At 71.8% G+C, this 25,382-nt stretch carries 27 protein-coding genes; 9 read left to right on the forward strand and 18 right to left on the reverse strand.

Going from position 1 to position 25,382, the window contains the following annotated elements; translation table 11 throughout:
* Window positions 1-15: 15 nt before the first annotated feature.
* On the forward strand, window positions 16-1,491 hold the full coding sequence (locus DEJ13_RS16735) for an NCS2 family permease (protein WP_111105985.1): 1,476 nt from the start codon (window positions 16-18) through the stop codon (window positions 1,489-1,491).
* A 178-nt stretch (window positions 1,492-1,669) separates the two neighbouring features.
* Here DEJ13_RS16735 and DEJ13_RS16740 read toward each other — a convergent pair whose 3' ends face one another.
* Complete coding sequence (locus DEJ13_RS16740; RefSeq protein ID WP_111105986.1) at window positions 1,670-2,122, reverse strand: hypothetical protein; 453 nt, start codon at window positions 2,120-2,122, stop codon at window positions 1,670-1,672.
* A gap of 99 nt (window positions 2,123-2,221) precedes the next feature.
* On the opposite strand from DEJ13_RS16740, the gene DEJ13_RS16745 reads away from it, so the two are divergent.
* From DEJ13_RS16745 to DEJ13_RS16755, 3 genes are all read left to right on the forward strand, one after another.
* A complete protein-coding gene (locus DEJ13_RS16745) occupies window positions 2,222-2,485 on the forward strand; it encodes a hypothetical protein (RefSeq protein WP_146245163.1) in 264 nt (87 codons plus the stop codon).
* Window positions 2,486-2,554: 69 nt separating this feature from the next.
* Window positions 2,555-3,070 (forward strand): DUF1697 domain-containing protein, encoded by a 516-nt coding sequence (locus tag DEJ13_RS16750; RefSeq protein WP_181436937.1) that lies wholly within the window; start codon window positions 2,555-2,557, stop codon window positions 3,068-3,070.
* A 119-nt stretch (window positions 3,071-3,189) separates the two neighbouring features.
* On the forward strand, window positions 3,190-3,516 hold the full coding sequence (locus DEJ13_RS16755) for a hypothetical protein (protein ID WP_111105987.1): 327 nt from the start codon (window positions 3,190-3,192) through the stop codon (window positions 3,514-3,516).
* 64 nt (window positions 3,517-3,580) lie between these two features.
* Here the strand turns inward: DEJ13_RS16755 and DEJ13_RS16760 are convergent, their stop codons facing one another.
* The 7 genes from DEJ13_RS16760 to hxlB form a co-directional block, all read right to left on the reverse strand.
* On the reverse strand, window positions 3,581-6,097 hold the full coding sequence (locus tag DEJ13_RS16760) for a glycoside hydrolase family 65 protein (RefSeq protein WP_111105988.1): 2,517 nt from the start codon (window positions 6,095-6,097) through the stop codon (window positions 3,581-3,583).
* A 65-nt stretch (window positions 6,098-6,162) separates the two neighbouring features.
* Window positions 6,163-6,930 (reverse strand): HAD family hydrolase, encoded by a 768-nt coding sequence (locus tag DEJ13_RS16765; RefSeq protein WP_056121284.1) that lies wholly within the window; start codon window positions 6,928-6,930, stop codon window positions 6,163-6,165.
* 112 nt (window positions 6,931-7,042) lie between these two features.
* Window positions 7,043-7,786, reverse strand: a complete 744-nt coding sequence (locus DEJ13_RS16770) for an alpha/beta hydrolase (RefSeq protein WP_111105989.1) — start codon at window positions 7,784-7,786, stop codon at window positions 7,043-7,045.
* On the reverse strand, window positions 7,783-8,742 hold the full coding sequence (locus DEJ13_RS16775; RefSeq protein ID WP_111105990.1) for a bifunctional GNAT family N-acetyltransferase/class I SAM-dependent methyltransferase: 960 nt from the start codon (window positions 8,740-8,742) through the stop codon (window positions 7,783-7,785). Before DEJ13_RS16775 ends, DEJ13_RS16770 begins: the two co-directional genes overlap by 4 nt.
* Before the next feature lie 105 nt (window positions 8,743-8,847).
* Window positions 8,848-9,096, reverse strand: coding sequence for a hypothetical protein (locus DEJ13_RS16780; RefSeq protein ID WP_220037551.1), 249 nt, complete (start codon window positions 9,094-9,096; stop codon window positions 8,848-8,850).
* Between the two features lie 129 nt (window positions 9,097-9,225).
* Window positions 9,226-9,852 carry a 3-hexulose-6-phosphate synthase gene (gene hxlA / locus DEJ13_RS16785; protein ID WP_111105991.1) on the reverse strand — a complete coding sequence of 209 codons (627 nt, stop codon included), beginning with the start codon at window positions 9,850-9,852 and terminating at the stop codon, window positions 9,226-9,228.
* A gap of 11 nt (window positions 9,853-9,863) precedes the next feature.
* Window positions 9,864-10,436 carry a 6-phospho-3-hexuloisomerase gene (gene hxlB, locus DEJ13_RS16790; RefSeq protein WP_056121279.1) on the reverse strand — a complete coding sequence of 191 codons (573 nt, stop codon included), beginning with the start codon at window positions 10,434-10,436 and terminating at the stop codon, window positions 9,864-9,866.
* A gap of 109 nt (window positions 10,437-10,545) precedes the next feature.
* On the opposite strand from hxlB, the gene DEJ13_RS16795 reads away from it, so the two are divergent.
* Window positions 10,546-11,382, forward strand: coding sequence for a helix-turn-helix transcriptional regulator (locus DEJ13_RS16795; RefSeq protein WP_056121277.1), 837 nt, complete (start codon window positions 10,546-10,548; stop codon window positions 11,380-11,382).
* A 227-nt stretch (window positions 11,383-11,609) separates the two neighbouring features.
* Here the strand turns inward: DEJ13_RS16795 and DEJ13_RS16800 are convergent, their stop codons facing one another.
* From DEJ13_RS16800 to DEJ13_RS16835, 8 genes are all read right to left on the reverse strand, one after another.
* Window positions 11,610-12,296: a response regulator gene (locus tag DEJ13_RS16800; protein WP_056121275.1), complete on the reverse strand. Its 687-nt coding sequence runs from the start codon at window positions 12,294-12,296 to the stop codon at window positions 11,610-11,612.
* Window positions 12,293-14,785 carry an ATP-binding protein gene (locus DEJ13_RS16805; protein WP_111105992.1) on the reverse strand — a complete coding sequence of 831 codons (2,493 nt, stop codon included), beginning with the start codon at window positions 14,783-14,785 and terminating at the stop codon, window positions 12,293-12,295. The genes DEJ13_RS16800 and DEJ13_RS16805 overlap by 4 nt, the downstream gene beginning before the upstream one ends.
* A 171-nt stretch (window positions 14,786-14,956) precedes the next feature.
* On the reverse strand, window positions 14,957-15,562 hold the full coding sequence (kdpC, locus tag DEJ13_RS16810) for a potassium-transporting ATPase subunit KdpC (RefSeq protein ID WP_056121271.1): 606 nt from the start codon (window positions 15,560-15,562) through the stop codon (window positions 14,957-14,959).
* 3 nt (window positions 15,563-15,565) lie between these two features.
* Window positions 15,566-17,662, reverse strand: a complete 2,097-nt coding sequence (gene kdpB, locus DEJ13_RS16815) for a potassium-transporting ATPase subunit KdpB (protein WP_111105993.1) — start codon at window positions 17,660-17,662, stop codon at window positions 15,566-15,568.
* The gene (kdpA, locus tag DEJ13_RS16820) at window positions 17,659-19,341 is read right to left on the reverse strand and encodes a potassium-transporting ATPase subunit KdpA (RefSeq protein WP_111105994.1); all 1,683 of its coding nucleotides are present in this window, start codon (window positions 19,339-19,341) and stop codon (window positions 17,659-17,661) included. Before kdpA ends, kdpB begins: the two co-directional genes overlap by 4 nt.
* A complete protein-coding gene (locus tag DEJ13_RS16825; protein ID WP_056121266.1) occupies window positions 19,341-19,430 on the reverse strand; it encodes a potassium-transporting ATPase subunit F in 90 nt (29 codons plus the stop codon). The genes kdpA and DEJ13_RS16825 overlap by 1 nt, the downstream gene beginning before the upstream one ends.
* A gap of 253 nt (window positions 19,431-19,683) precedes the next feature.
* Window positions 19,684-20,133, reverse strand: a complete 450-nt coding sequence (locus DEJ13_RS16830; RefSeq protein WP_111105995.1) for a GNAT family N-acetyltransferase — start codon at window positions 20,131-20,133, stop codon at window positions 19,684-19,686.
* A gap of 9 nt (window positions 20,134-20,142) precedes the next feature.
* Window positions 20,143-21,105 carry a helix-turn-helix transcriptional regulator gene (locus DEJ13_RS16835; protein ID WP_111105996.1) on the reverse strand — a complete coding sequence of 321 codons (963 nt, stop codon included), beginning with the start codon at window positions 21,103-21,105 and terminating at the stop codon, window positions 20,143-20,145.
* A 62-nt stretch (window positions 21,106-21,167) separates the two neighbouring features.
* On the opposite strand from DEJ13_RS16835, the gene DEJ13_RS16840 reads away from it, so the two are divergent.
* Entirely contained in the window at window positions 21,168-21,599 is a 432-nt protein-coding gene (locus DEJ13_RS16840; RefSeq protein WP_111105997.1) for a VOC family protein, read from the forward strand.
* Between the two features lie 163 nt (window positions 21,600-21,762).
* On the opposite strand, the gene DEJ13_RS16845 is transcribed toward DEJ13_RS16840, so the two are convergent.
* Entirely contained in the window at window positions 21,763-22,575 is an 813-nt protein-coding gene (locus DEJ13_RS16845) for a putative RNA methyltransferase (protein WP_111105998.1), read from the reverse strand.
* A gap of 41 nt (window positions 22,576-22,616) precedes the next feature.
* On the opposite strand from DEJ13_RS16845, the gene DEJ13_RS16850 reads away from it, so the two are divergent.
* The 3 genes from DEJ13_RS16850 (at window position 22,617) to DEJ13_RS16860 (ending at window position 24,826) form a co-directional block, all read left to right on the forward strand.
* Entirely contained in the window at window positions 22,617-23,264 is a 648-nt protein-coding gene (locus tag DEJ13_RS16850) for a CG0192-related protein (protein ID WP_111105999.1), read from the forward strand.
* A 64-nt stretch (window positions 23,265-23,328) separates the two neighbouring features.
* Complete coding sequence (locus tag DEJ13_RS16855) at window positions 23,329-24,267, forward strand: aldo/keto reductase (protein WP_111106000.1); 939 nt, start codon at window positions 23,329-23,331, stop codon at window positions 24,265-24,267.
* Window positions 24,268-24,307: 40 nt separating this feature from the next.
* Window positions 24,308-24,826, forward strand: a complete 519-nt coding sequence (locus tag DEJ13_RS16860) for a GNAT family N-acetyltransferase (RefSeq protein ID WP_111106001.1) — start codon at window positions 24,308-24,310, stop codon at window positions 24,824-24,826.
* A 6-nt stretch (window positions 24,827-24,832) separates the two neighbouring features.
* Here the strand turns inward: DEJ13_RS16860 and DEJ13_RS16865 are convergent, their stop codons facing one another.
* Window positions 24,833-25,348 carry a hypothetical protein gene (locus tag DEJ13_RS16865; protein ID WP_146245165.1) on the reverse strand — a complete coding sequence of 172 codons (516 nt, stop codon included), beginning with the start codon at window positions 25,346-25,348 and terminating at the stop codon, window positions 24,833-24,835.
* Window positions 25,349-25,382 lie beyond the last annotated feature (34 nt).

Raw genomic sequence — 25,382 nt, forward strand, 5'->3', positions numbered from 1 at the left:
TTCCTTTAAACTTCGTTGGTGAGCGCCCCGCAGACAACCGAAACGCCCCGGAACCGCGTCGCTTCCGGCCTCGACCGCTTCTTCTCCATCACCCAGCGCGGATCGACCATCCCCCGCGAGGTCCGTGGTGGCCTCGTCTCCTTCGTGACGATGGCCTACATCGTGATCCTCAACCCGCTGATCCTGGGCGGGTTCAACGCCGACCAGGCCGCCAAGGACGTCACCGGCGGCTGGCTCGAGAACGCTCAGGTCGCTGCGGCCACCGGGCTCGTCGCCGGCCTCATGACCATCGCGATGGGCCTGATCGCGAACCTGCCGTTCGGCATCGCGGCCGGTCTCGGGATCAACTCGTTCCTGGCCGTCAGCGTCGTGCACCAGGTCACCTGGGCCGAGGCGATGGGGCTCGTCGTCATCAACGGCGTGGTCATCGTCGTGCTGGCGCTGACCGGGATCCGGACGATGATCTTCACGGCGGTGCCGGCGCAGCTCAAGGCCGCCATCACCGTGGGCATCGGCCTGTTCATCGCGTTCATCGGGCTCGTCGACTCCGGCTTCGTGCGCACCACGAACAACGCGTCGCCGCCGCTGCAGCTCGGTGAGGACGGCTCCGTCGGTGCACTCCCGACGATCGTGTTCCTGATCGGGCTCGTCATCATCGGCACGCTCATGGCCCGCAAGGTCAAGGGCGCGCTGCTCATCGGCATCGTCGCGACGACGATCATCGCGATCATCCTGCAGGCGGTCTTCCAGGTGCCGACGTCGGTCGACTCCAAGACGGGTTGGAACCTCAACGCGCCGGGGCTGCCGAGTGCGCTGTTCGCCTTCCCCGACCTGTCGCTCGTCGGCCACGCCGACCTGGTCGGCGCGTTCGGCCGCATCGGGCCGCTCGCCGCGTCGATGCTCGTCTTCACGCTGGTCTTCACGAACTTCTTCGACGCGATGGGCACGATGACCGGCCTGGCCAAGGCCGCCGGTGTCGCGAAGCCCGACGGGACCTTCCCCCGCCTGCGTGCGGCGCTCGTGGTCGAGGGCGCCGGAGCCATCGCGGGTGGTGGCGCATCGGTGTCGTCGAACACGGTGTTCATCGACTCGGCAGCCGGCATCGGCGAGGGCGCGCGGACCGGCATGGCGTCGGTCGTGACCGGCCTGCTCTTCCTGGCGTCGATGTTCCTGACACCGCTGACGCAGGTCGTCCCGCTCGAGGTCGCCGCCGCCGGACTGGTCGTCGTCGGAGCGCTCATGGTGGCGCAGGTCGCGGACATCTCGTGGACGGACTTCGGGTCGGCCCTGCCCGCGTTCCTGACGATCGTCGTGATGCCGCTCACCTACTCGATCGCGAACGGCATCGGCGCCGGCTTCATCAGCTGGGTGCTCATCAAGGCGCTGTCCGGCCGGGGCCGCGAGGTCTCGTGGCTGCTCTACGTCGTCGCCGCGGGCTTCCTGCTGTACTTCGCGCGCGGACCGCTCGAGGCGGTGCTCGGGGTCGGCTGACCCGCGGCGCGCTGCTCGCGGCGCGCTGCGTCGACGGTTCGCTTCGGAATCGCACGACAGCAACCGGCTCGCACCACGGACGTCCGTGGTGCGAGCCGGTCTTCGTTGTGCGAGTCCGGTCCGCGCCACGGTGCGGACGGCGGCCGCAGACGCGACGCGGCGGACGGGAGGCCCGGGTCTACTCCGGCAGGTCGGCCGGCGTCGCCTCGTGGTGACGCCGACCCTGCGTCCGCCGGTCTTCCTTCATGCGCGCCTCGAGCAGGTGGCGGCGCCCCGCTGCCAGCTCGTCCCGCGCGGTGCGTTCGAGCTCCTTGACGAGGGCGTAGTACCCGTCGTCGTAGTCCTCGACGATCTGGAACGTCCACCGCCCCGCGATCACGTTCCGACCGATCAGTTCGGTGTCGATCCGGTCAGCCAGCTCGGCGTGCCCGGCCTTCCGGAGCTGGTCGACCGCGTCGCCGAGGTCCAGGTCCGCCATCCCGGTCAGCCGGTGGAAGCCGTAGAGCAGCCCCCGCGCGTGCTCGATCACCTCGACCGCTGCCGACAGCGTGCCGAGCGCCTCGACCGTGTCGTCGGACACCCCCTGGGGAACCTGGTGGGCGGAGTCCGGGCCCTGCGCGTCGTTCGTCATGCCCCTCGTCTACACGACTGCTCCGGGAACCGCTCCCGGTTGCGCGGGGTCGGAACCGACGCCTACCATTCGAACACACGTTCGAACGAGGAGGACCCGATGATCGTCGTCGATGCAGCCGTCACGGTCTGGTGGGAGCAGGGCACGCCGGTGCGGATCGTCTGGCAGGGGCGCCGGTGGCGGGTGTCCGACGTACCGACGCGGCTCACCGTCACCCCCACCGACCTGCCCACCGCCATCACCCATGCCCCCGAGCGCACGGCGGGGTGGCGCTTCCAGGTGACTGCCGACGACCGCGAGACCCTCGTGGTCGACATCGTGCCCGACCGCGGCGGCTGGACCGTGGCGCGCACCTGGTCCTGACCCGCGCCGTGTGCGCGGACATCTGCGCCCGTGGGCACTCCGCGCCTCGGTCCGCGGTACGGTCACGACATGGCGAGGTGGATCGCACTGCTGCGCGGCGTCAACGTCAACGGGATCACGATCCGGTCCGCTGAGCTGCGCGCACTCTTCGAGCAGCGCGGGTACACGGACGTGCGGACCGTGCTGGCGTCCGGCAACGTGGTGTTCGACGCCGACGCCGACGCGGCGTCGCTGCAGGCCGACATCGAGCGCGCCCTCCGGGACCGGTTCGGCTACGACGCCTGGATCGTGCTCGTCCCGCACCAGGACCTGGCCGCGGTCGTGGACGGATTCCCGTTCTCCTCGGCCGAGGACCGGCACGACTACGTCCTGTTCGGCTCCGACGACACCGCCCTCGACGACCTGCTCAGCGACCTCGTGACGGACCCGACCGTCGAACAGCTCGCCCGCGGGGACGGCGTCGTCTACTGGTCGTGCCCCAAGGGGTCGAGCACCGACACCGCCTTCGCGAAGCGCGCTGCCGCGGCACGCTTCAAGCGGACGACGACCACCCGCAACACCAACACCCTGCGCAAGCTGCTCTGAGCGGTCAGGACTGCGGTGGCTGCCCGGCCGGCAGGACGGGTCACGCTGGCGCAACACCGGTGCTGGTCGGATGGTGTGCAACGCCGCTGATCGGCAGCGGCCTGCGGAAGGAAGCACCCATGAACAGGATGTCAACTCGGAAGGGCCGCACGATCGCCGTGGTCGCGGCGGTGACGCTCGCTGGCGCGGTGGCGGTCGGCGGGGCTGTCGCAGCGAACGCGGCAGAAACCGGACCGGTGCCAGTGGGTGGGGGCCAGTTCCTCCAGACGGACCGCGACGGCAACCGCACGGAGGTCGGTGGGATGCCCGCCGACGGCGAGCGCTCCACCGGAGGCGGTGCGGGCGAGGTGGACGGCAGCGGCCTGGTCCAGACCGATCGTGATGGCGACCGCACGGGGGTCAGCGATGTCCCGGCTGTCGGTGGCGAGGCAGCGGTCGCATCCTGAGCCAGTTCGATGCGTGGTGCTGACGGCGACTGACCGTCAGCACCACGCGTCGGACCAGGATGCGTCAGGCGGTGGTGTCCTCGGGCTCGAGTTCGCGCTCGAGTGAGATCGTCGGGATCGACGCCGTGATGACCGACCCGTCGGCGCGCAGGGTGCCCTGGATGTCGCTGGTCGTCGGCGCGTGCCCGGACATGCGGGGCCCGTGGTGCGGGATGGGCACGACGGTCGGCTCGCCCGCCTCGATGTCGTGCGGCTGGTTGTGCACCCACGCCGTGAACCCGGACCCGGTCTCGACCGTGAACGTCATCTGCTGTTGTTCGAGGTCGATCCGCACGCGGGACCCGCGCACGGTGAGGCGGTAGGTCAGTCGTTCCCACTGCTCGGGCAGGCGCGGGTTGAACGACATCCGCCCGCCGTGGTCGCGCATGCCACCGAAGCCGTTGACCAGCCCGCCCCAGATGCCGCCGGTCGACGCGATGTGGACCCCGTCCGACGTGTTGCCGTGCAGGTCGGCCAGGTCGACGTACAGGGCCGTGTGGAAGTACTGCTCGGCGAGCTCGTGGTACCCGACCTCGGCCGCCATGATCGACTGCACCACGGCGGACAGCGTCGAGTCACCGGTGGTCAACGCGTCGTAGTAGTCGAAGTCGCGACGCTTCTCGGCCGGGGTGAACTCGTTCCCCTGCAGGAACAGCGCCAGGACGACGTCCGCCTGCTTGAGCACCTGGAACCGGTAGATCACCAGCGGGTGGTAGTGCAGCAGCAGCGGCCGCTTGGACTCGGGCGTGTTCTCGAGGTCCCAGAGTTCCTTGTCGAGGAACTGGGCGTCCTGCGGGTGGATGCCACGGTGCGGGTCGAACGGGATCTCCATCGACTCGGCGGCGCGCTCCCAGTCGACGACCTCGGCCTCGCTCAGCCCGGTGCGCCGGACCATGCGGGCGTACTCCTCCGGGTCGTCCACCGCGAGTTCACGGCACGCGTTCACCGCGAACCACAGGTTCGCCCGTGCCATCACGTTCGTGTACATGTTGTCGTCGACGACCGTCGTGTACTCGTCCGGGCCGGTGACGCCGTCGATGTGGAACTTCTGGTCGCCGTTCGAGCGCCAGAACCCCAGGTCCTCCCACAGTCGGGCGGTCTCGACCAGGATGTCGATCGCACCGCGCTTCAGGAACTCGGTGTCCCCGGAGGCGCGCACGTACTGCATGAGCGCGTGGGCGATGTCCGCGTCGATGTGGTACTGCGCGGTGCCGGCGGCGTAGTAGGCGCTCGATTCCTCGCCGTTGATCGTCCGCCACGGGAACAGCGCGCCGTGCTGGTTGAGCTCGCGGGCCCGGGCGCGCGCGGAGTCGAGCATGTTGTAGCGGAACCGGAGCGCGTTCCGGGCGACGATCGGCGCCGTGTACGACAGGAACGGCAGGACATAGATCTCCATGTCCCAGAAGTAGTGGCCGCCGTAGCCGGAGCCCGTCACGCCCTTCGCCGCGATGCCGTGCCCGTCGGTGCGTGCGGTCGCCTGCGCCAGCATGTACAGGTTCCAGCGCACGGCCTGCTGGACCTCGGGCTGCCCCGCGATCTCGACGTCGCTGCGCGCCCAGTAGTCGTCCATCCAGACCCGCTGCTTGGCGAAGGTCTCTTCCACCGTCTCGGCGTGTGCGCGGTCGAGCGTGCGGTCACACCGGTCGGCGAGCTCGCGAGCCGGGACCCCGCGCGAGGTGTGGTACACGACGTTCTTGGTCAGGCGGATGGGCTGCCCGGCCTTGGCGTGCACCCGGTAGACGTGCTTGGCCAGGTCGTCCTCGATCGACGCGGACTCGTCCCACGCGTTCTCGGTCTCGATCCGGTGCTCGACACCGACGCAGATCGTCATGCCCGAGCTCTTGGCCTGGTACCCGAGCAAGGAGCGGGTCGCCGTGTTCCGCTTGAGCCGGGGTTCGAGCACACGCTCGCTGAAGGTCTCGGCCTTGCGCGGGTCGAACGCCGATGCCGACGCCGCCGCGCGCATGCCGGCGTGGTACTCGTCGACGACGTCCTGCCGGTTGAGGATCTGGCTCGACAGCAGGATCGACGCGTCGTGGTCGAGCATCGTGACCTCGTAGTCGATGACCGCCAGGTGCCGGTCGGTGAACGACACGAGCCGCCGCGAGCGGATGAGGACACGCTTGCCCGACGGCGTGGACCACTCGGTCTCACGCAGCAGGTACCCGCCGCGGAAGTCGAGCCGACGCGTGTGCCGGAGGATGTCGGCCTCGGCCAGGACCAGCGGTTCGTCGTCGACGTACAGCCGGATGACCTTGGCGTCCGGGGCGTTGATGATCGTCTGCCCGGTCTTGGCGAAACCGAAGGCGTCCTCGGCGTGCCGGATCGGCCAGGTCTCGTGGAACCCGTTGATGTACGTGCCGTACTGCACCCCACCGCGGCCCTCGTCGAGGTTGCCGCGCAGCCCGAGGTAGCCGTTGCCGACCGCGAAGTTCGTCTCGGCGACGCCCTGTTCGTCGGGGGCGTACTCGGTCTCGACGAGCGCCCACTCGTCGACCGGGTAGCGCACGCGGTCGAGTGGGTCCGAGGTGATGGGGTTCATGGGTTCTCCGTGGGAGGGAGTGGTCAGGGACGCTCTGGAGGCACGGATCGCGCCCGGTGGGTCGGTCAGGCCGTGGGGGTGGCCGGCTGCGGCAGCTCGGCGAGCAGGTCCGCCAGGTCGGTCACGACGACGTCGGCACCGTCGGCGCGGAGCGCGTCGGCACCCGCACCGCGGTCGACGCCGATGACGAGTCCGAACGCGCCGTTCCGCCCGGCGGCGACGCCGCTGGTGGCGTCCTCGACCACGACGCACTCCGCAGCGGTGAGGCCGAACCGACTCGCCGCGTCGAGGTAGGTGTCGGGTGCGGGCTTGCCGGCGAGGCCGTCCTCGCGCGCGACCACGCCGTCGACGATGACGGGGAACCGCTCGAGGATGCCGGCCGTGCGCAGGACCTGCTTCGCGTTGGCGGAGCTCGACACCACGGCGACGGACAGCCCGGCGTCGGTCGCGGCGGTCAGGAAGCGCAGCGACCCCGGGTACGGCTCGACCCCGTGCTCGGTCAGCTCGGCCGTGAACTCGGCGTTCTTGCGGTTGCCGAGCCCGCAGACGGTGTCCTGGTCGGGGTCGTCGTCCGGGGAGCCCTGCGGCAGGTCGATGCCCCGCGCATCGAGCAGCGAGCGCACGCCGTCGTACCGCGGCTTGCCGTCGATGTACGCGAAGTAGTCCTGCTCCGTGTACGGGGCGACACCGTGCTGCTCGAGGTAGGGCGTGAAGAGCCGGCTCCAGGCCCGCATGTGCACGTCGGCCGTCGGCGTGAGGACGCCGTCGAGGTCGAAGAGGAGCGCCCGCGCGTCGGCGAGGCGCGCAGGGGTTCGCCGGTCAGACGACGTCATGGACACACCTTCCAGGGAGTGGTGTCGTACGAGTGCTGCGCCCGAGTCTAGGACCGCTCCAGGTGCCGCGCTGCACTCGGCTGCGCGCCTGTGGAGCGTGTTCACCGGATCGTCAGTGCAGGACGTCGGACCGGATCCCCTCGATCCACCGCTCGACCGCCGCGCTGATCTCGGCTCGGGCCAGGGACCGCGGGATCGTCGCCGTCAGGTCCCCCGGCTGGGCGCCGTAGGCGCCGAAGTCGGCGTGGTTCGCGCCCTGGATCTCGGTCATCGTGGCGTCGGCGGGCAGCCGGTCGCGGGCGGCGTCGACCTTCGCCGGGGTGGACAGCCCGTCGCGCGACCCCGAGACGCTCAGCACGTCGACGTCCGAGCGCGACAGGTCGTTCGCGCAGTAGCTGCCGAACAGCAGCAGCCCGGCGACGCCCGGGTCGTCGGCGAGCTGGCATGCCCGGACACCGCCGAGCGAGTGCCCGCCGACCGCCCAGGTGGTGACCGACGGCGCGTACCGCTCGAAGGCGGACAGCGGGCGGAGGTCGAAGAAGGCCAGGTGCAGGGTCGGCTTCGTGATGACGACGGTGGTGCCGGCCGCCACGACCTGCCGGAAGGACGCCATGTAGGCGTACGCGTCGACCTTGGCGCCCGGGATGAACACGATCCCCACGCCGTTCGCCTGCCCCGTCGGGCTCATCACGACCGAGTCGCCGGCGTCGCGCACGGACACCCGGTCGTCGCGCCAGACCTGGAGTGCCGCCGACCGGGTGCCCTGCATGACGATGTTCGCCCAGACCAGGAACACCAGCACCAGGACGACGAGTGCCGCCACGATCCAGGTGGTGACACGGAGTGCTCGGTTCATCGTTCGTCCTCAGTCCGGTGTGCGGTGATCGTGATCGGCCCGTCGCCCGAGGTCGCCCGGACGACGACGTCGTCCCAGCCAGCGGACACGACGTCGGCCGCGAGGGCATCGTCGGTCCGCTGCACCGTCACGGCGAGCACCCCGCCGGGACGGACGGCCACGAGGGCACGGCGGAGCACCCCGCGGAGCTCCGCCCGCCGCACGTGGCGGAGCAGCCCGGTCGCGAACACGGCGTCGAACGGTCCGCCGAACACCCCGGTCCGGACGTCGAGCACCCGCGCGCCGTGTCCGTCGGCCCGGAGCTCGTCGACGAAGGACCTGGCCCCGTCGGTGCGATCGACACGGAACCCGGCGGCTTCGAGGGCGAGCGCGTCACGTCCGGCCCCCGAGCCGAGTTCGAGCACGTGTGCACCCGGGCGCACCAGCCCGGCGAGGACGTCGACGAGCCTGGAGGCGCGTGGGGACTCCGGTGGTCCGGGCAGCGCCCGGCGCATCACGACCTCGTGACGGCCGTCCGGCAGGGCGTCACCGGCCACGGCGGACTCCGTGAAACCGAGCCGTGCGTACGTCCGTCGGGCACGGGCGTTGTCGGGCATCACCGCGAGCTCGAGCACGTCAGCCCCGGTCTCGACGGCCCAGCGGGCAACGGCGTCGATGAGGGCGTCCGCGACTCCGCGGCCACGCGCGGCGGGGTCGACCCACATCGAGATCAGTTCGGCATCGTCGCCCTCCCCGGGGACCCCGCTGGCCATGCCGACGGCGAGCTCACCGTCGTACGCGACCAGGTCGAGCGCACCCGGGATCGACAGCCGGGTGCGCCAGCGGCTCTCTGGCGCATCTGCCCAGTCGACGAGCCGCGAGCCGAAGGCATCGGGGGCGTCCGCGAGCGCCGCCAGCCGCACCGGCCGCCACTGCTGCCAGTCGTCGGCGGTCATGGCCCGCAGCGCGATCGTCACGCTCCGACGCTAGCGCTCCCCGCGCCGGACCGGCAGGACGCCGCACTCCCGATCGCGCGGTGACGGATGCGGTCGGCGACCCCCGCGTCCGGCGAACCAGATCCGTCAGACGGCGTCACGGGGATGCCCGCCCCGCAAGCAGCGCGACCAGGCGACCTCCCGCTCCAGCTGCCCGCTCGCACGGAACAGCGTCACCTGCGTCGTGTCCGCCAGCACCGCGGCGAGCGTCGACAGCTCGGCGGGGACGAACCCCAGCCGCTGCCAGAACGGCCCGGACCGTCGGCTGAACAGCCACGCTCGGTCGGCGACGTCGGCAGGCCCGACTGCCTGTGCTGCGATCGGCTCGTCGTCCACGCCAGCCACCCTACGGAACACGGGACGCCACACGGATGCGACGCCCACACGACGGCAGCCCGACACGACGACGGCCCGACGTCCCCGGCCAGCAGCCGGGGCCCGTCGGGCCGATCGTGGTGGGGTGGGTCAGGCCGTGATCGCCGCGCGGATCTCGGCGGCCGCGGCGCCGACGTCGGACGCGCTGTAGATGGCGCTGCCGGCGACGGCCACGCGGGCGCCGGCCTCCTGCACGGACGCGACGGACGAGGCGTTCACGCCACCGGCGACCGAGAACGGCACGCCGGACTCCTTGCCGGCGTCGAGCAGCTTCGAGAAGGTGAAGCCCTCCTCTGCCTGCTCGTCGAGACCGGCGTGCATCTCGACGAACTCGACGCCCATCTCGGTGACCTCGCGGGCACGGGCGGCCTTGTCGGAGACGCCGATCAGGTCGACGACGATGCCCTTGCCGTGGGCCTTGGCTGCCTTGACCGCACCGGCGATGGTGCTGTCACCGGCGACCCCGAGCACGGTGACCAGGTCGGCGCCGGCGGAGAAGGCGATGTCGGCCTCGAGCTCGCCGGCGTCCATCGTCTTGAGGTCGGCGAACACGATCTTGTCCGGGTGGGCTTCCTTGATCGCGGTCACGGCGGAGAGACCGGCGCTCTTGATGAGCGGCGTGCCGAGCTCGATGATGTCGACGTGCGGAGCTGCCGCGGCGGCGAGTTCGAGCGCCTTCTCCGTGGTGAGGGTGTCCATGGCGAACTGGAGCTGCATGGTGGTGCCTTTCATTCGAGGTTGGCGTGGCGGGGCCACAGCTCGTCGGCGGACCGACCGCTGCGCTGCCACAGGCTGTGGAAGAGTGCGTCACCGAGCAGGACGACGCCCTGCTCGAACAGGCTGCCGGCGTACTGCGCCGAGGCGGTGCCCGATCGGTCGGTCTTGGTGGCGGCGGGCAGCACGAGGGTGACGGTCGCGAGTTCGGACAGCGGCGAGTCGTCGGTCGTCGAGATCGCGAGGACGCTCGCACCCTCGTCCGACGCGGTCCGTGCTGCCTGCACGATGCCGGTCGTGGTGCCGGAACCGCTCGCGACGAGCAGGACGTCACCTGAGCGGATCGCCGGGGTGGTGACCTCGCCCACGACGTGGACCTGCAGACCGAGGTGCATCAGCCGCATGGCGGTCATCCGGAGTGCCAGCCCCGATCGCCCGGCGCCGTGCACGAACACGCGCGCTGCGCTGCCGAGCAGGTCGAGGGCACGCTCGGACGGCGCCTGGTCGGCGTCGCGCAGTCCGGCGACCAGGTCGTCGAGCTCGTGGACGACCAGGTCGAGCGCGTCGGGGACGGTCGGTTGTGCCATGCAACCCACACTGGCCCTCCGCACCCGGGTGGACCGCTACCCGACACGGCGGGTGCCCCGTCCGATCGGGTGAGCCCACCCGCTCGGGTGGGACGCGTACGGTCAGGGCGTGGACACGACGACCGACCAGGAGGCCCGGGTCGACCTCGGCGGGCGCCTCGCCGCCGCCGAGCACGCGCGGACCGTGGCCGAGCAGGCCGACCGGCACGCGCTGACGCTGGAGTCGGTGCTCGCCGTGCTGCGCTCGCCGCGGGTGACCGACGCGGCAGCCCGGGCCGAGGCCGTGGAGGTCGCCTCGGCAGCACTCGTGGACCTGCGCACCGTCACCGACCGGCGACGCGGCGCACTGCTCGAGCCGGTGACCGGTGCGTTCTCGCGACTCCGCGCCGACCTGCGTCCACTCGTCCGGTTCGGAGACCTCGACGTGCAGTTCGTCGAGCCGCCGGCGACCGGTCGCGCCCTGCCCGGCGACGTCGCCCACGCGGCCCGGGCGATCGTCCGGACCGCGGTGCTCGCGCTCGTCGACGCCGGCGAGGCCCACCGCGTCCGGATCCAGTGGGACTGCGACGGGCGCAACCTGCTCATGCAGCTGCGCGACGACGGCGCGGGCACGCTCGACGTGCACGACGACGTGATGCGCCCCATCGCCGAGCGGGTCGTCGCACTCGACGGGCGGCTCGACGTCGCGTCGACGCCGGCGTGGGGGTCCGTCCTCGACATCGCGCTGCCGCTCGACCCGGCGCCGGGCACGGTGGAGCTGTCCGACGGCGACGACCTGACCCCGCGCGAGCAGGACGTGCTGCGCCTGGTCGCGACGGGCATCGGCAACCGCGAGATCGCCGACGGGCTCGGCATCAGCGTCAACACGGTGAAGTACCACGTGGCGAACCTGCTCCGGAAGCGCGGGGCACGGACCCGCGCCGAGCTCGCAGCCCAGCGCGTCTGACGAACTCTGCGCGAGTTGGCTGACGCCGTTCGGTCCAGCCGACGCATGAGTGCTCAGCTGACGCCGTCCGCCCCTGGATCGCCATGCGCGTCCTGACGGATCCGGTCCACGATCCCCGGCTTGAGCGGACCGGATTCGTCAGGGCACAGATCGGACCGCCCCCCCCCCCCCCCCGCCGGGTCGACCGAGCAGGACCGCACCGCACGCCGTGCCGCCCGCCGTGCCGCTCAGGGCGTGAAGCGGTAGCCCATCCCCGACTCGGTGACCAGGTAGCGCGGCACCGACGGGTCCGGCTCGAGCTTGCGCCGCAGCTGCGCGATGTACAGCCGCAGGTACCCGGAGTCGCTGCCGTGCGAGGGCCCCCACACCTCGGTGAGGAGCATCTCGCGGGTCATCAGCCGGTCCGGGTTCGCCAGCAGCACCTCGAGCAGCCGCCACTCGGTCGGGGTCAGGCGGATCGCGGGGCCCGACGGCGGGGTGACCTGCTTCGCGACGAGGTCCACGACGAGGTCGCCGATCCGCACGGTCGGCGCGGACTCCGCCGAGCCCGCTGCCGCCGCACGTCGACGGCCCAGGGCGCGCAAGCGAGCCAGGAGCTCGTCCATCTGGAACGGCTTCGTGACGTAGTCGTCGGCCCCGGCGTCGAGCGCGTCGACCTTGTCCGACGAGTCCGTCCGGCCGGACAGCACCAGGACCGGGACCTGCGACCACGCCCGGATGCCCTCGAGGACGCCGATGCCGTCCAACCGCGGCATGCCCAGGTCGAGCATCACGATGTCCGGCCGCTCGGTGATGACGGCGTCGATGGCGGCGCGGCCGTCCCGGGCGGTGACGACGTCGTACCCGCGAGCCGAGAGCGTCACCCCCAGCGCACGGACGAGCTGCGGGTCGTCGTCCGCGATCAGGACCCTCATCGTGCTTCCACTCCCACGTGACCGGCGATCGGCAGCCGCACCACCATCGTGAGGCCACCGCCCGGGGTGTCGTCGACCTCGATCGTGCCGCCCATGCCCTCGGTGAAGCCCCGGGCCAGGGCGAGTCCCAGTCCGAGGCCGGTCTCGTTGTCGGTGTCCCCGAGCCGCTGGAACGGCTGGAAGACGTCGTCGCGCTGGGTCTCGGGGATGCCCGGCCCGTGGTCGGTGATCCGGAGTTCGACGCCGCCGCCGAACGCGCTGGCCGCGACCCGGACGCTGGTGCCCTCCGGCGCGAACCGCACGGCGTTCGCGAGCAGGTTCACGAGGACGCGCTGCAGCAGCACCGGGTCGGCCAGCACCTGGGGCAGTTCGGCGGGCAGGTCGAGGTCGACGTCGTCCGGTCCGAGCTCCAGCTCGTCGAGGGCGGGCGCGACCACGGTCTCCAGCGGGAGCGGCACGGCCGAGACCGCGAGCACCCCCGCCTGCACCCGTGAGACGTCGAGCAGGTCGCCCAACAGCACCGCGAGCTGGCCGAGGCTCTCGTCTGCGGTGGCGAGCAGGGCCTCCCGGTCGGGTTCCGACAACGCGATGTCGCTGGCTCGCAGGGTCTGCACGGCCGCGGAGGCGGCGGCGATGGGCCGCCGGACGTCGTGGCCGACGGCCGCGAGGATCGCGCTCCGCACCCGGTCGGCCGCGGCGATGCGCTCCGCGTCGACCGCGGTCCGCGTCAGCTCACGGTGCTCGACCGCGGCGTCGATCTGCTGCTCGACCACACGCAGCAACCGGCGCTGGGTCGGGTCGTCGGGTGCGCCCGCGAACTCGAGCACGGCTCCGGACGGGAGGCTCGTGGTGGCGTCCGGCGCCTCGTCGAACGACCCCGACGTGGCCGGCACCACGTCCCCCTGCCGGACGCGCAGACCGGTGAAGCCGAAGGCCTCGCGCGTGCGGTCCACGAGCGCCTGCAGGGCGTCGTCCCCGCGCAGCACGCTGCCCGCGATGCCGACGAGCAGCCCGGACTCGGCGGCGGCACGCCGTGCCGTCCGGGACCTGCGGGCCGAGCGGTCGACCACGAAGCTGACGAGCACGGCGCTGATGACGTACATGACCAGGGCGGCCAGGTGCCACGGCTGCTGGACGGTGACCCGGTAGAGCGGTTGCACGAAGAAGAAGTCGAGGCTCAGCCCGGACAGCACGGCGGCGAACACGGCCGGCAGCATCCCGCCGACCAGGGCGACGACGAGCACCAGCAACTGGTACGCCAGCACGTCGACCGTGATGGCGTCCGAGTCCGTGCCGAGCGACAGCAGCCAGGTCAGCAGCGGCCCGACGACGATCGACAGACCGAACGCCGCCAGGACCCGCCCGCGGGACAGGCTGCCACCGAGCCGGGGCAGGGCGAACCCGCCGCCCGCCCGCTCGTGCGTGACGACGTGCACGTCGATGTCGCCGGACTCCTGGATGACGGTGTTGCCGATGCCCGGGCCGGTGAGCGCGGCGGCCGTCCGACTGCGGCGGCTGACACCGATCACGATCTGCGTCGCGTCGATCGACCGGGCGAAGCGCACGAGGGTGCTCGGCACGTCGTCCCCGACCACTTGGTGGTAGGTCCCGCCGAGCTGCTCGAGCAGGGCGCGCTGCTTGCCGAGGGCTCCCGGGTGTCGCTCGCGCAGCCCGTCGTTCGTCGTGACGTGGACGGCCGCGAGCTCGCCGCCCGAGGACCGGGCCGCGATGCGGGCGCCCCGGCGCAGCAGGGTCTCACCCTCGGGGCCGCCGGTCAGCGCGACGAGGACCCGCTCGCGGGCCTCCCACCGGTGCTCGATCCCGTGTTCGGCGCGGTACCGCCGCAGGGCGTCGTCGACCTCGTCGGCCAGCCACAGCAGGGCGATCTCGCGCAGGGCGGTCAGGTTGCCCAGGCGGAAGTAGTTCGACAGGGCCGCGTCGATCCGGGCGGCCGGGTACACGAGCCCCTCGGAGAGCCGCTCGCGCAGGGCCTGGGGCGACAGGTCGACAACCTCGATCTGGTCGGCCGCGCGCACCACGGCGTCGGGGACAGTCTCGCGCTGCACGGTGCCGGTGATCTCGCGCACGACGTCCCCGAGGGACTGCATGTGCTGGATGTTCACCGTCGAGATCACGTCGATGCCCGCGGCGAGCAGCGCCTCGACGTCCTGCCACCGTTTGTCGTGCGGGCCGCCGGGGGCGTTCGTGTGCGCGAGCTCGTCGACCAGGGCGACGTCGGGGTGCCGGGCGACGACCGCGTCCAGGTCCATGTCGTCCAGTTCGACGCCGCGGTGGGACTCGACGCGGCGCGGCACGAGCTCGAGCCCCTCGACGAGCGCGGCGGTGGCGGCGCGGCCGTGGGTCTCGACGACGGCGACGACCACGTCGCGGCCCTCATCGCGCAAGCGGCGCCCCTCTTCGAGCATCGTGAAGGTCTTGCCGACGCCGGGCGCGGCACCGAGCAGGACCCGCAGCTTGCCTCGCTTCACGTGCTCATCCTCTCGCGGGTTCGTGTGTGGTGCGCGTTTGCGCCCGTCCGCGGCGCACGGTTCCGATCGGCGTCGCAGAACCGCCTCCCGTTCGAACCACGGACGTCCGTGGTTCGAACGGGTTTCGGTTGTGCGACGCCGAACCGCACCGCGGCAGGGCGCTCGGCGTCGTCACGCCGACAACGACGCCAGGGCCAGGTTGAGCTCGAGCACGTTGACCGCGGGGTCGCCCAGCACGCCGAGCTGCCGCGCTTCGGTGTGCTCGTCGACGAGCTTCCGCACGACCGACTCGCTCAGACCGCGGGCCGACGCCACGCGGCTGATCTGCAGGCGGGCGTACGCCGGGCTGATGTCCGGGTCGAGACCCGAGCCCGACGCCGTCACCGCATCAGCGGGCACGTCGGCGGCGGAGACCCCGTCGGCCTTCGCGACCGCGGCCTTCCGCGCCTCGACGGCCTTCGTCAGGTCGGGGTTGGACGGGCCGAGGTTCGAGCCGGACGAGGCGTTCGCGTCGTACCCGTCCTCACCAGCGGCGGAGGGACGCGACTGGAACCACCGGTCCGCCTGCCCGCCCGTGAAGGACTGCCCGATCAGCGAGGACCCGACGGGCTTGCCGTCCTGGGACACGATCGACCCGTTGGCCTGGTCGTGGAAGGCGGCCTGGCCGACGCCCCAGACGGCGAGCGGGTAGGCGATGCCGAGCACGACGGTCGCCAGGACCATGAGCCGGACCGCGACGCCGGTGGTGCGGAGGAAGGAACGCGAGCTGGTTGCCATGAGTCAGAACCCCGGGAGGAGACCGACCACGAGGTCGATCAGTTTGATGCCGATGAAGGGGACGATCACGCCGCCGAGCCCGTAGACGAGCAGGTTGCGGCCGAGGATCGACGACGCCGACGCCGCGCGGTACTTGACGCCACGCAGGGACAGCGGGATGAGCGCCACGATGACGAGCGCGTTGAACACGACGGCCGACAGGATCGCGGACGACGGGCTGTGCAGGCCCATCACGTTGAGCGCGGCCAGGCCGGGGAACGCCAGCTGGAACATCGCCGGGATGATCGCGAAGTACTTCGCGACGTCGTTGGCGATCGAGAACGTCGTCAGCGCCCCGCGGGTGATGAGGAGCTGCTTCCCGATCCGGACGACGTCGATGAGCTTCGTCGGGTCCGAGTCGAGGTCGACCATGTTGCCGGCCTCCTTCGCCGCGGTCGTCCCGGTGTTCATCGCGACGCCGACGTCCGCCTGCGCCAGGGCCGGAGCGTCGTTCGTGCCGTCGCCGGTCATCGCGACGAGGTTCCCGCCCTCCTGCTCCCGACGGATCAGCGCGAGCTTGTCCTCCGGGGTGGCCTCGGCGAGGAAGTCGTCGACCCCGGCCTCGGCGGCGATCGCCTTGGCGGTGCGGGGGTTGTCGCCCGTGATCATCACCGTGCGGATGCCCATGCTGCGGAGCTCACCGAAGCGCTCGGCCAGGCCGTCCTTGACGACGTCCTTCAGGTGCACGACGCCGAGCAGGTCGACCGCACCCGACGGGGCGCGACGAGCGACGACGAGCGGCGTGCCACCCTGGTCGGAGATCTCCGCCACGGTGGCGTCGATCGCCGCGACCACACCGGCATCGGGGGTTCCAGACCAGCTGAGGACTGCAGCTGCAGCGCCCTTCCGGACCTGCGAACCATCGGTCAGGTCGACTCCGGACATGCGGGTGTTCGCGGTGAACGGCACCTCGACCGCACCGTCCGGCAGGCCGGTGGTCACCCCGTCGGCGACCGCCAGGTCGACGATGGAGCGCCCCTCCGGGGTCCCGTCGGCGGCACTCGACAGCGCCGCGGCGGCCATCAGGTCGGCCTGCGTCACCCCGGGCACGGGCACCACGCGGGAGGCCCGGCGGTTGCCGTACGTGATGGTGCCCGTCTTGTCGAGCAGCAGCGTCGTGATGTCCCCGGCTGCTTCGACCGCGCGGCCGGACATCGCCAGGACGTTCCGCTGCACGAGCCGGTCCATGCCGGCGATGCCGATGGCCGACAGCAGTGCACCGATGGTGGTCGGGATCAGGCAGACGAGCAGCGCGATGAGCACCGTGATGCTGACGGTCGAACCGACCATGCCGGCGATGGGCTGCATCGTCAGGCAGACGATGACGAAGACGATCGACAGCGACGCGAGCAGGATGTTCAGCGCGATCTCGTTCGGCGTCTTCTGCCGCGCGGCGCCCTCGACCAGCCGGATCATCCGGTCGATGAACGTCTCGCCCGGTGTCGAGGTGATGCGCACGATGATCCGGTCGGACAGCACGCGGGTGCCGCCGGTGACGGCGCTGCGGTCACCGCCCGACTCGCGGATCACCGGCGCGGACTCCCCCGTGACGGCGGACTCGTCGACCGAGGCGATGCCGTCGACCACGTCGCCGTCCCCGGGGATCACGTCCCCGGCGACGACGACCACGACGTCGCCCTTGGCCAGGTCGACCGAGGCGATGTCCTCGGTCGCGTTGTCCGTGGCGGCGGGCCGCGCGGTGTCGTAGTCGAGCACGCGACGGGCGCTCGTGGTCGAGCGGGTCTTCCGGAGCGTGTCGGCCTGGGCCTTGCCCCGGCCCTCGGCGACCGACTCGGCCAGGTTGGCGAAGACGACCGTCAGCCAGAGCCAGATCGCGATCGCGATCGTGAAGGCGGACACGTCGACGAACGCAGCGGCCGTGGTCAGGGCGGCGCCCACCTCGACCAGGAACATGACGGGGTTCTTCCACATCAGGCGCGGGTCGAGCTTGCGGAACGCGCCCGGGAGGCCCGCCACCAGTTGCCGGGGCCCGAAGGCGGACGAGCGGGTGGTCGGCTCCACCGCGGTGCGCGGTTCCGACTCGGAGGTCACGATGCTCATGACAGTCCTTCTGCGAGGGGTCCCAGTGCCAGCACCGGGAAGTAGGTGAGCGCGGTCACGATGACGGCGACACCGGCGAGCAGGCCGATGAAGAGCGGCCGGTGGGTGGGGAGGGTGCCGACGGTCTCGGGCACCTTGTCCTGGCTGGCGAGCGACCCCGCGAGCGCCAGGACGAAGACCATGGGGACGAAGCGACCGAGCAGCATCGCGACGCCGAGTGCGGAGTTCATCCACGTCGTGTTCGCGGTGAGGCCGCCGAACGCCGAGCCGTTGTTGTTGCCGGCGCTGGTGAACGCGTAGAGCAGCTCGGACAGGCCGTGGTTGCCGGGGTTGAAGACCGACGTGCCGAGGACCTGTTCGCGGACACCCGGGATCACCAGGGACAGCGCCGTGCCGAGCAGCACGACCGTGGGCGTGACGAGGATGTACAGCGCGGCGAAGGTCATCTCCCGCGAGCGGATCTTCTTGCCGAGGTACTCCGGCGTCCGGCCGACCAACAGACCACCGATGAAGACCGTGATCACGGCGAGCACGAGCATGCCGTACAGGCCCGACCCGACACCGCCCGGGGTGACCTCGCCGAGCATCATGTTCAGCATCGCCATCATCCCGCCGATCGGGGTGAAGCTGTCGAACATGCCGTTCACCGCACCCGTCGACGTGGCGGTCGAGGTCGTGCCGAAGAGCGTCGTGCCGAGGATCCCGAAGCGGACCTCCTTGCCCTCCATCGCGGCACCCGCGGCGTGTGTGGCCGATCCGCCCCCGCCGAGCTCGGCGATCGACATGATCGACAGCGAGACCAGGAAGATCAGCCCCATCACGGCGAGGATCGCGTAGCCCTGTCGACGGTCGCCGACCATGCGGCCGAACGTGCGCGGCAGCGAGAACGGGATCGCGAGCATCAGGAAGACCTGGAACAGGCTCGTCCACGCCTGGGGGTTCTCGAACGGGTGGGCCGAGTTGGCGTTGAAGTACCCGCCACCGTTGGTGCCGAGCTCCTTGATGGCCTCCTGCGACGCGACGAACCCGTCCGGGATGTGCTGCGTCCCGCCGACCAGCGTCGTGACGTCGGTGCCGCTCCCCCACGACTGGATCACGCCTCCGGCGACGAGCACCAGGGCGGCGACGAACGAGAGCGGCAGGAGCAGCCGGCCGGTGCCGCGGACGATGTCCACCCACACGTTGCCGAGCGTGCCGGAGCGACGTCGGGCGAACCCGCGCACCAGGGCGACCGCGACGGCCAGACCGACCGCCGCGGACACGAAGTTCTGCACCGCGAGCCCGGCCATCTGCACCGAGGAGCCGAGGGTGGCCTCGGGCGAGTACGACTGCCAGTTCGTGTTCGTGACGAACGACACCGCGGTGTTGAACGCGAGCGACGGGCCGACGGCCGGCAGCCCGAGGTCACCCGGCAGGACCACCTGGATGCGCTGCAGCAGGTAGACGATGCCGACGCCCACGATGCTGACCAGCAGCACACCGCGCAGGTACGCGGCCCAGGACTGCTCGGCGTCGGGGTCGACACCGATCAGTCGGTAGACCCCGCGTTCGACGCGACCGTGGTGCTGCGACTCGTAGAGCCGGGCCATCCAGTCGCCGAGCGGACGGTGGACGACGACGAGCAGCAGGACGAGCAGGGCGACCTGCGCGATGCCGGCCCAGGTCTGTGCGGCGCCCATCAGAACCGCTCGGGACGCACGAGCGCCCAGACGAGGTAGACGAGCGCGGCGATGCCGAGGACGGCGGCGACGATGGTGATCGCGATCACAGCCGCTCCACCCCCTTGGCGATCAGTGCCACCACGCCGAACACGGCGAGGACACCGGCGACGACGAAGACGTCGAACACGTGGGACTCCTGGAGATCATGGGTTCCGCGGCGGGTGCCGTGGACGGCACCGTGTGTGGTGCCGGAACCGATCGTGGATCCGGCGCCGGTCCTCCAGGTCGTTCCTAACGCGCTCCTAACGCTGCCCTGCGCGACGCATGCACGCTCCTAACGTCGCCGCGCTCCACCGGCGATCAGTCGAGCGCCGGCCGCATGTCGTAGGTGACCCAGGGGGTCGCGACGGCGGACCGGTCGTAGACCTGTCGGGCGCGGCTGTTGTCGGCGGCGGTGATCCACCGGACGACGGTCGCGCCCTCGCGTCCGGCGAGCGCAGCTGCCTCCTGCAGCAGCGCGGTCGCGACACCCTGCCCCCGCGCGTCCGCAGCGGTGAACAGGTCGTCGAGGTACAGGCCGGTGCTCGCCGACGAGGGGCGGGCGAACCGGCGGAGGTTCGCGAGGCCGATGACGCGCTGTGCATCGTCGACGGCGACGAGTCCGGTCAGGCCGTGCTCGCCCCGCGACACCCACGACCACGTCGTCAGGACGGCCGTGTCGTCGTCCGGGAGGGCGTAGAAGGCGCGGTACCCGCGGTACAGGTCGGACCAGTCGGACTCGTCGGCAGGTGTGACGGTGCGGATCTGCATCGCCCCAGGCTAGGGAACCGACCGGAGCCGGTCGGCGAGCGTGTCGAGCGCGGCGCGGAGTGGAGCGGGTGCCTCGACCTCGAAGGCGACGTCGAAGCCGGCGATCCTGGCCGCGAGGGCGGTCCACGACCACGAGCCCGTCGTCAGACGGCACCGGTCCGGGCCGAGCTCCTCGAGCACGGCGTCCGCGTCCAGGTACGGCGCGACCCGGCGTGCGGGCGCGTGCAGCACGACCGTGCCGGTGCACGGCCAGGCGCCTGCTCCGTCCGAGCCGCGGAAGCGTGCGGCCACGAACGCCGCGGGGTCGCCGCCCGGGACCGCACGCGGGGTGAAGTGCCGACCCGTCGGTGTCCGCGGGGCCATCCGGTCGATGCGGTACGTGCGCCAGTCGTCCCGCTCGTCCTCCCATGCGAGCAGGTACCAGCGCCCGTTCCGGGCGACGACCGCGTGCGGCTCGACCCGGCGCGGTGGGCGGTCGTCGTCCTCGTCGCCGGGCCACGCCGCCGCGTACCCGAACCGCAGCACCTGCGCCGTGTGCACCGCCTCGCTCACCGCGACCAGGACCCCGGGGTCGACCGTGGTGGCACCGGGAGTGGTGACGACGTCGACCGCGTCGATGCGGTGGCGCAGGCGCGACGGCATGACCTGTCGGACCGCCGCCAGGGCACGGACGGCGGACTCGGCGATGTCGGCACCGGACGCGGGTGCGACGGCGAGCGCCAGGGCGATCGCCACCGCCTGCTCGTCGTCGAAGAGCAGCGGTGGGAGCTCCGACCCGGCGGACAACCGGTAGCCGCCGGCCGGGCCCTTGAGCGCCTCGACCCGGTAGCCCAGCTCGCGCAGGCGATCGACGTCGCGACGGACGGTGCGCGGACTGACCTCGAGACGGTCAGCGAGGACGTCGCCCGGCCAGTCGCGACGCACCTGCAGCAGCGAGAGGAGTGCGAGCATGCGCGAGGACGGTCCGGCCATGGGACCAGTATCGGCCGAGAAGCGGACATGATCTGACCGCTTCCCCGGACAGACTCACTCCCATGACGATCACCACGACACCCCACCTCAACTTCGACGGCAACGCCCGCGAGGCACTCGACTTCTACGCCACGGCGTTCGGCACCGAGGCCGTCACCATGACCTACGGCGCGATGGGCGCCACCGACGAGCCCGGCTGGGCCGACCGCATCGTGTGGGGCCAGGTGCAGAGCGCATCGGGCATCCGCGTGATGGCCTTCGACGTGTGGCCGGGACAACCCTGGGACCAGGGCACGAACGCCTCGTACGTCTACGTGAGCGGCACCGACCCGGACGAGGTCACCGCCGCGTGGAACGGGCTGCTCGACGGCGCCGAGGTCCGGCAGCCGTTCGGGCCGTCGGCGTGGTCGCCGCTCGCCGGGCAGCTCCGCGACCGGTTCGGCGTCATCTGGGCACTCGACGTGGCGGCTCCGGCGGAGGGCGTGACCGGCTGACCGGCGGGCCGGCTGACCGGCGGGCCGGCTGACCGGCGGGCACTCGGACGTCCGTTCCCGTTCCTGGCGGTGACGAATCCGGTTCGCGATCCTCGGGGATCGTGGACCGGATTCGTCGTCGAGCGAGCGGAACGTGGCCGTCGACCCTGGGACGTCCACTCGCTCAGGCGGTCGGCGCCCAGGTGCTCACGGTGACCGCGGCCGTCACCGACGTGGACGCGAACACCGTGTCGGCCGCGACGTGGTGGTGGCTCGGGCCCATGTGCACCACGTCGTGCACGTCCGCGGCATCGAGCTCCATCGTCCACGTCAGGTCCTCGGACGAGCGCTGGACGAACGACGGCGTCAACGAGTCGTGCAACCGGCGGTCCTTCTCGGGGTCGACGCTGATCGTGGCCTCGGCGAGTTCGGCCAGGTGACCGGGGCGCGGCGTGACGACGGCCAGGACGCCGTCCGGGTGCAGCACCCGGGCGTACTCGCGCTGGTTCCGCGGGGCGAACACGTCGAGCACCACGGCTGCCGCACCGTCGACGACGGGCAGCCGCTCCGTGACGTCGGCGACCACGGCATCGACGCGCTCGTGGACCCTGGCCGCGCGGCGCACGGCGACGGGTGACAGGTCGAGCGCGACCCCGAGCCTCCCGTCCGCCGCGCGCAGCGCCTGTGCCAGGTAGGTCCCGGGGCCGGAACCGACGTCGAGGACGACCCCCGGCGCGTCGGACGACGCAACGACCGCGGCGAGCGCTCGCTCGACGAGTGCGTAGTGGCCCCTGCCCAGGAACCGGATGCGGGCGTCGACCATCTCCGGGGTGTCCGCGGTGAGCGCACGGCGCTTGGCGGGCAGGAGCGTCAGGTGGCCCTGCTTGGCCTCGTCGAAGCGGTGCCCGTTCGTACAGCCCGCCTGGCCGTCGCCGGTGCGGGCGAGGGGCTCGCGACAGACGGTGCAGGCGAGCACGGGGAGCAGGTCGTCGCGCACCGCACCAGCGTACGGGCGCGGGGCCCCGGTACGGTCGGGGCATGGCCGTCATCCACAACGCCGAACTCCGCCCGTCGAAGACCGACGCGATCGCCGCGTGGCTGCCGTCGCAGCCGTGGAGCGGGGTCGACCGGGACGGGGAGCGCGGTGCGCTCGTCGCGCTCGGACGCTTCCGGTTCGACGACCCGGACGGCGAGGTCGGCGTGGAGACGTACCTGGTGCGCGTCGGGGACGGGCCCGTGCTGCACGTTCCGCTCACCTACCGCGGTGCACCACTGCCCGGGGCCGAGGACTTCCTCGTGACCGAGATGCACCACTCGGTGCTCGGGCGACGCTGGGTCTACGACGCCGTGGGCGACCCGGTCTACGCCGACGTCCTGCGGCGCGCGATCGCGACCGGCGGGCACGAGGCCGACCTCGAGGCAGCACCGGGCGAGGGCGGCACGGCTCCGGCGAAGGAGGGCTCGGCGACGGGCAGCGGTTCGGCTGCCGACTCCCCCGTCGTCTCGGCCGTGCAGGTCGTGACCGCCGGGACGACCAGCACGGTGTCGACCGGGAACGGCGACCTGGTGGTGCTGCGGGTGGTCGGGAGCGACGTGCCGGAGACGCCAGTACCCTCGGCCGGTGCGAGGCTCACGGCGACCTGGGCCGGTTCCGACCCCACCGTCGTCGCCGTCCTGCGCCCCTGACCCGTCCGCGGCGGGTACCCGCAGTGCCTGTCTCGGGACTCCCCCGGGTGGCAGGATCGTCCGTGTGAAGACACTGGAGTTGCCACAGACGGACCTCACCGCATCCGACGTCGTCGTCGGCCTGATGCGGATCAACGACATGAGCGACGAGGACATCCGATCGCTCTACGCGGCCTCGCGCGACGCGGGTGTGACGATGTTCGACCACGCCGCGGTCTACGGCGGTTGGCACGGCTGCGAGGAGCGGTTCAGCGGCGCCGTCACCCTGTCGTCGTCGGAGCGCGCGGCCATCCAGCTGCAGACCAAGGTCGGCATCCGACCGACGGCGAACGGCGCGTACTTCGACTTCTCGTACGAGCACATCATGGAGTCGGTCGAGGAGTCGCTCACCGCACTCCGCACCGACTACATCGACGTGCTGCTGCTGCACCGCCCCGACGCACTGGTCGAGCCGGAGGAGGTCGCGAAGGCCTTCGACGAGCTGCACGCCGCCGGCAAGGTGCACCACTTCGGCGTCTCGAACCACACCCCCGGGCAGGTCGCCCTGCTGAAGAAGTCGGTCACGCGCCCGCTCGCGTTCAACCAGGTGCAGCTGAGCATCACGCACGCGAACGTCATCACGCAGGGCCTGTCCGCCAACATGGGCGGGCTGGACCAGTCGATCGACCGCGACAACGACATCCTCAACCACTCGCGCCTGGACGACGTGACCCTGCAGGCCTGGTCACCGTTCCAGAAGGGCTTCTTCGACGGCGTCTTCCTGGGCGACCGCGAGCACTACGCCGAGCTCAACGACGTGCTCGAGGAGCTGGCGAGCGCGCACGGGGTCACGCCGACGGGCATCGCCGTGGCGTGGATCACGCGCCACCCCGCGCACTTCCAGGTCGTCCTCGGCACGACGAACCCGCAGCGCGTGCGTGACTCGGCAGCGGGCAGCGACGTCGAGCTGACGCGCGAGGAGTGGTACCGCGTCCTGACCGCGGCGGGGCACACCGTTCCCTGACCGCCTTCCCCCGCCGCTCTGCATCGGGCAGGGTGAGGTCGTGCTCCACGACCTCACCCTGCCCGTCCTGCTGTCACCCCGGTCCGGCGACGTCACGCTGCGGTCCGCCGTGGACGACGATCTCGACCCACTGATGGCGCTGCTGTCGGACGACCCGGTCAGCGCTGCGCGCGGCGACGTCGCCGACGAGTCGGACCGGCCGCGCTACGCGGCCGCCCTGCGGGCGGTCACCGAGGACACGGCGAACGCGCTGCTGGTCGCCGTGGACCGGGACGGGAGGCTCGTGGGGACCTTCCAGCTCACCCGCATCCCCGGCATGGCTCGGCAGGGGTCGACCCGGCTGCTCGTCGAGGCCGTCCGGGTCCGGAGTGACCTGCGGTCGGGGGGCATCGGCGGCGCGATGATGCGCTGGGTGACCGACGTCGCCGCGCCGGCGCTCGACGTCGCGCTGGTGCAGCTGACGTCCGATGCTGCCCGGGTGGACGCCCACCGGTTCTACGAACGGCTCGGGTTCACCGGTTCGCACGTCGGGTTCAAGTACCGTGTCGGCGAGCGCTGACGCTGCTCAGCGCGGACGGGACCAGTGCTCGGCCAGTCGGCGCTGTGCCTCGTCGACCGAGATCGCGGCGATCTCGCGCTCGGTGAGGTGCAGCACCTCGGCCAGACCGCGGGCGAGCCAGTCCGGGAAGTCAGGCCCACGGTCCGGTTCGGGAGCGGCGTCGACAGACCGGTAGAGCCGGCCCATCTCGGCGACGACCGCTGCGAGGGCGCGCACCGCCGGACGACTGTCGCCCTTCGCCCGTTCGACCCGTGCGCTGAGCTCCTGGTACACCTGTTCGTCCGCGCGGGCTCCCGCCGCCCACACCTCGGCGATGTCGAGGACCGGATCGTGGCTGTCGTCCTCGGTGACGCGCCAGACGATGCGCCACGTCCGGTCGCCCGCGACCAGCTTGCGGAACCCCACGAGCGCGCCGAGCAGCGGTTCGCCCGCGAGTGGGGACCGCTCGAGCAACAGCATCTTCTTGAGGACCGTGCGCAGCGCATCCGGGTCGAGCCGGTGCAGTCGCTCCAGATCCGTCACCGCGTCGCCCGTCAGCCGGACACGAGCAGGCCGG

The sequence above is a fragment of the Curtobacterium sp. MCLR17_007 genome, from assembly GCF_003234655.2.
Taxonomy (GTDB): Bacteria; Actinomycetota; Actinomycetes; order Actinomycetales; family Microbacteriaceae; genus Curtobacterium.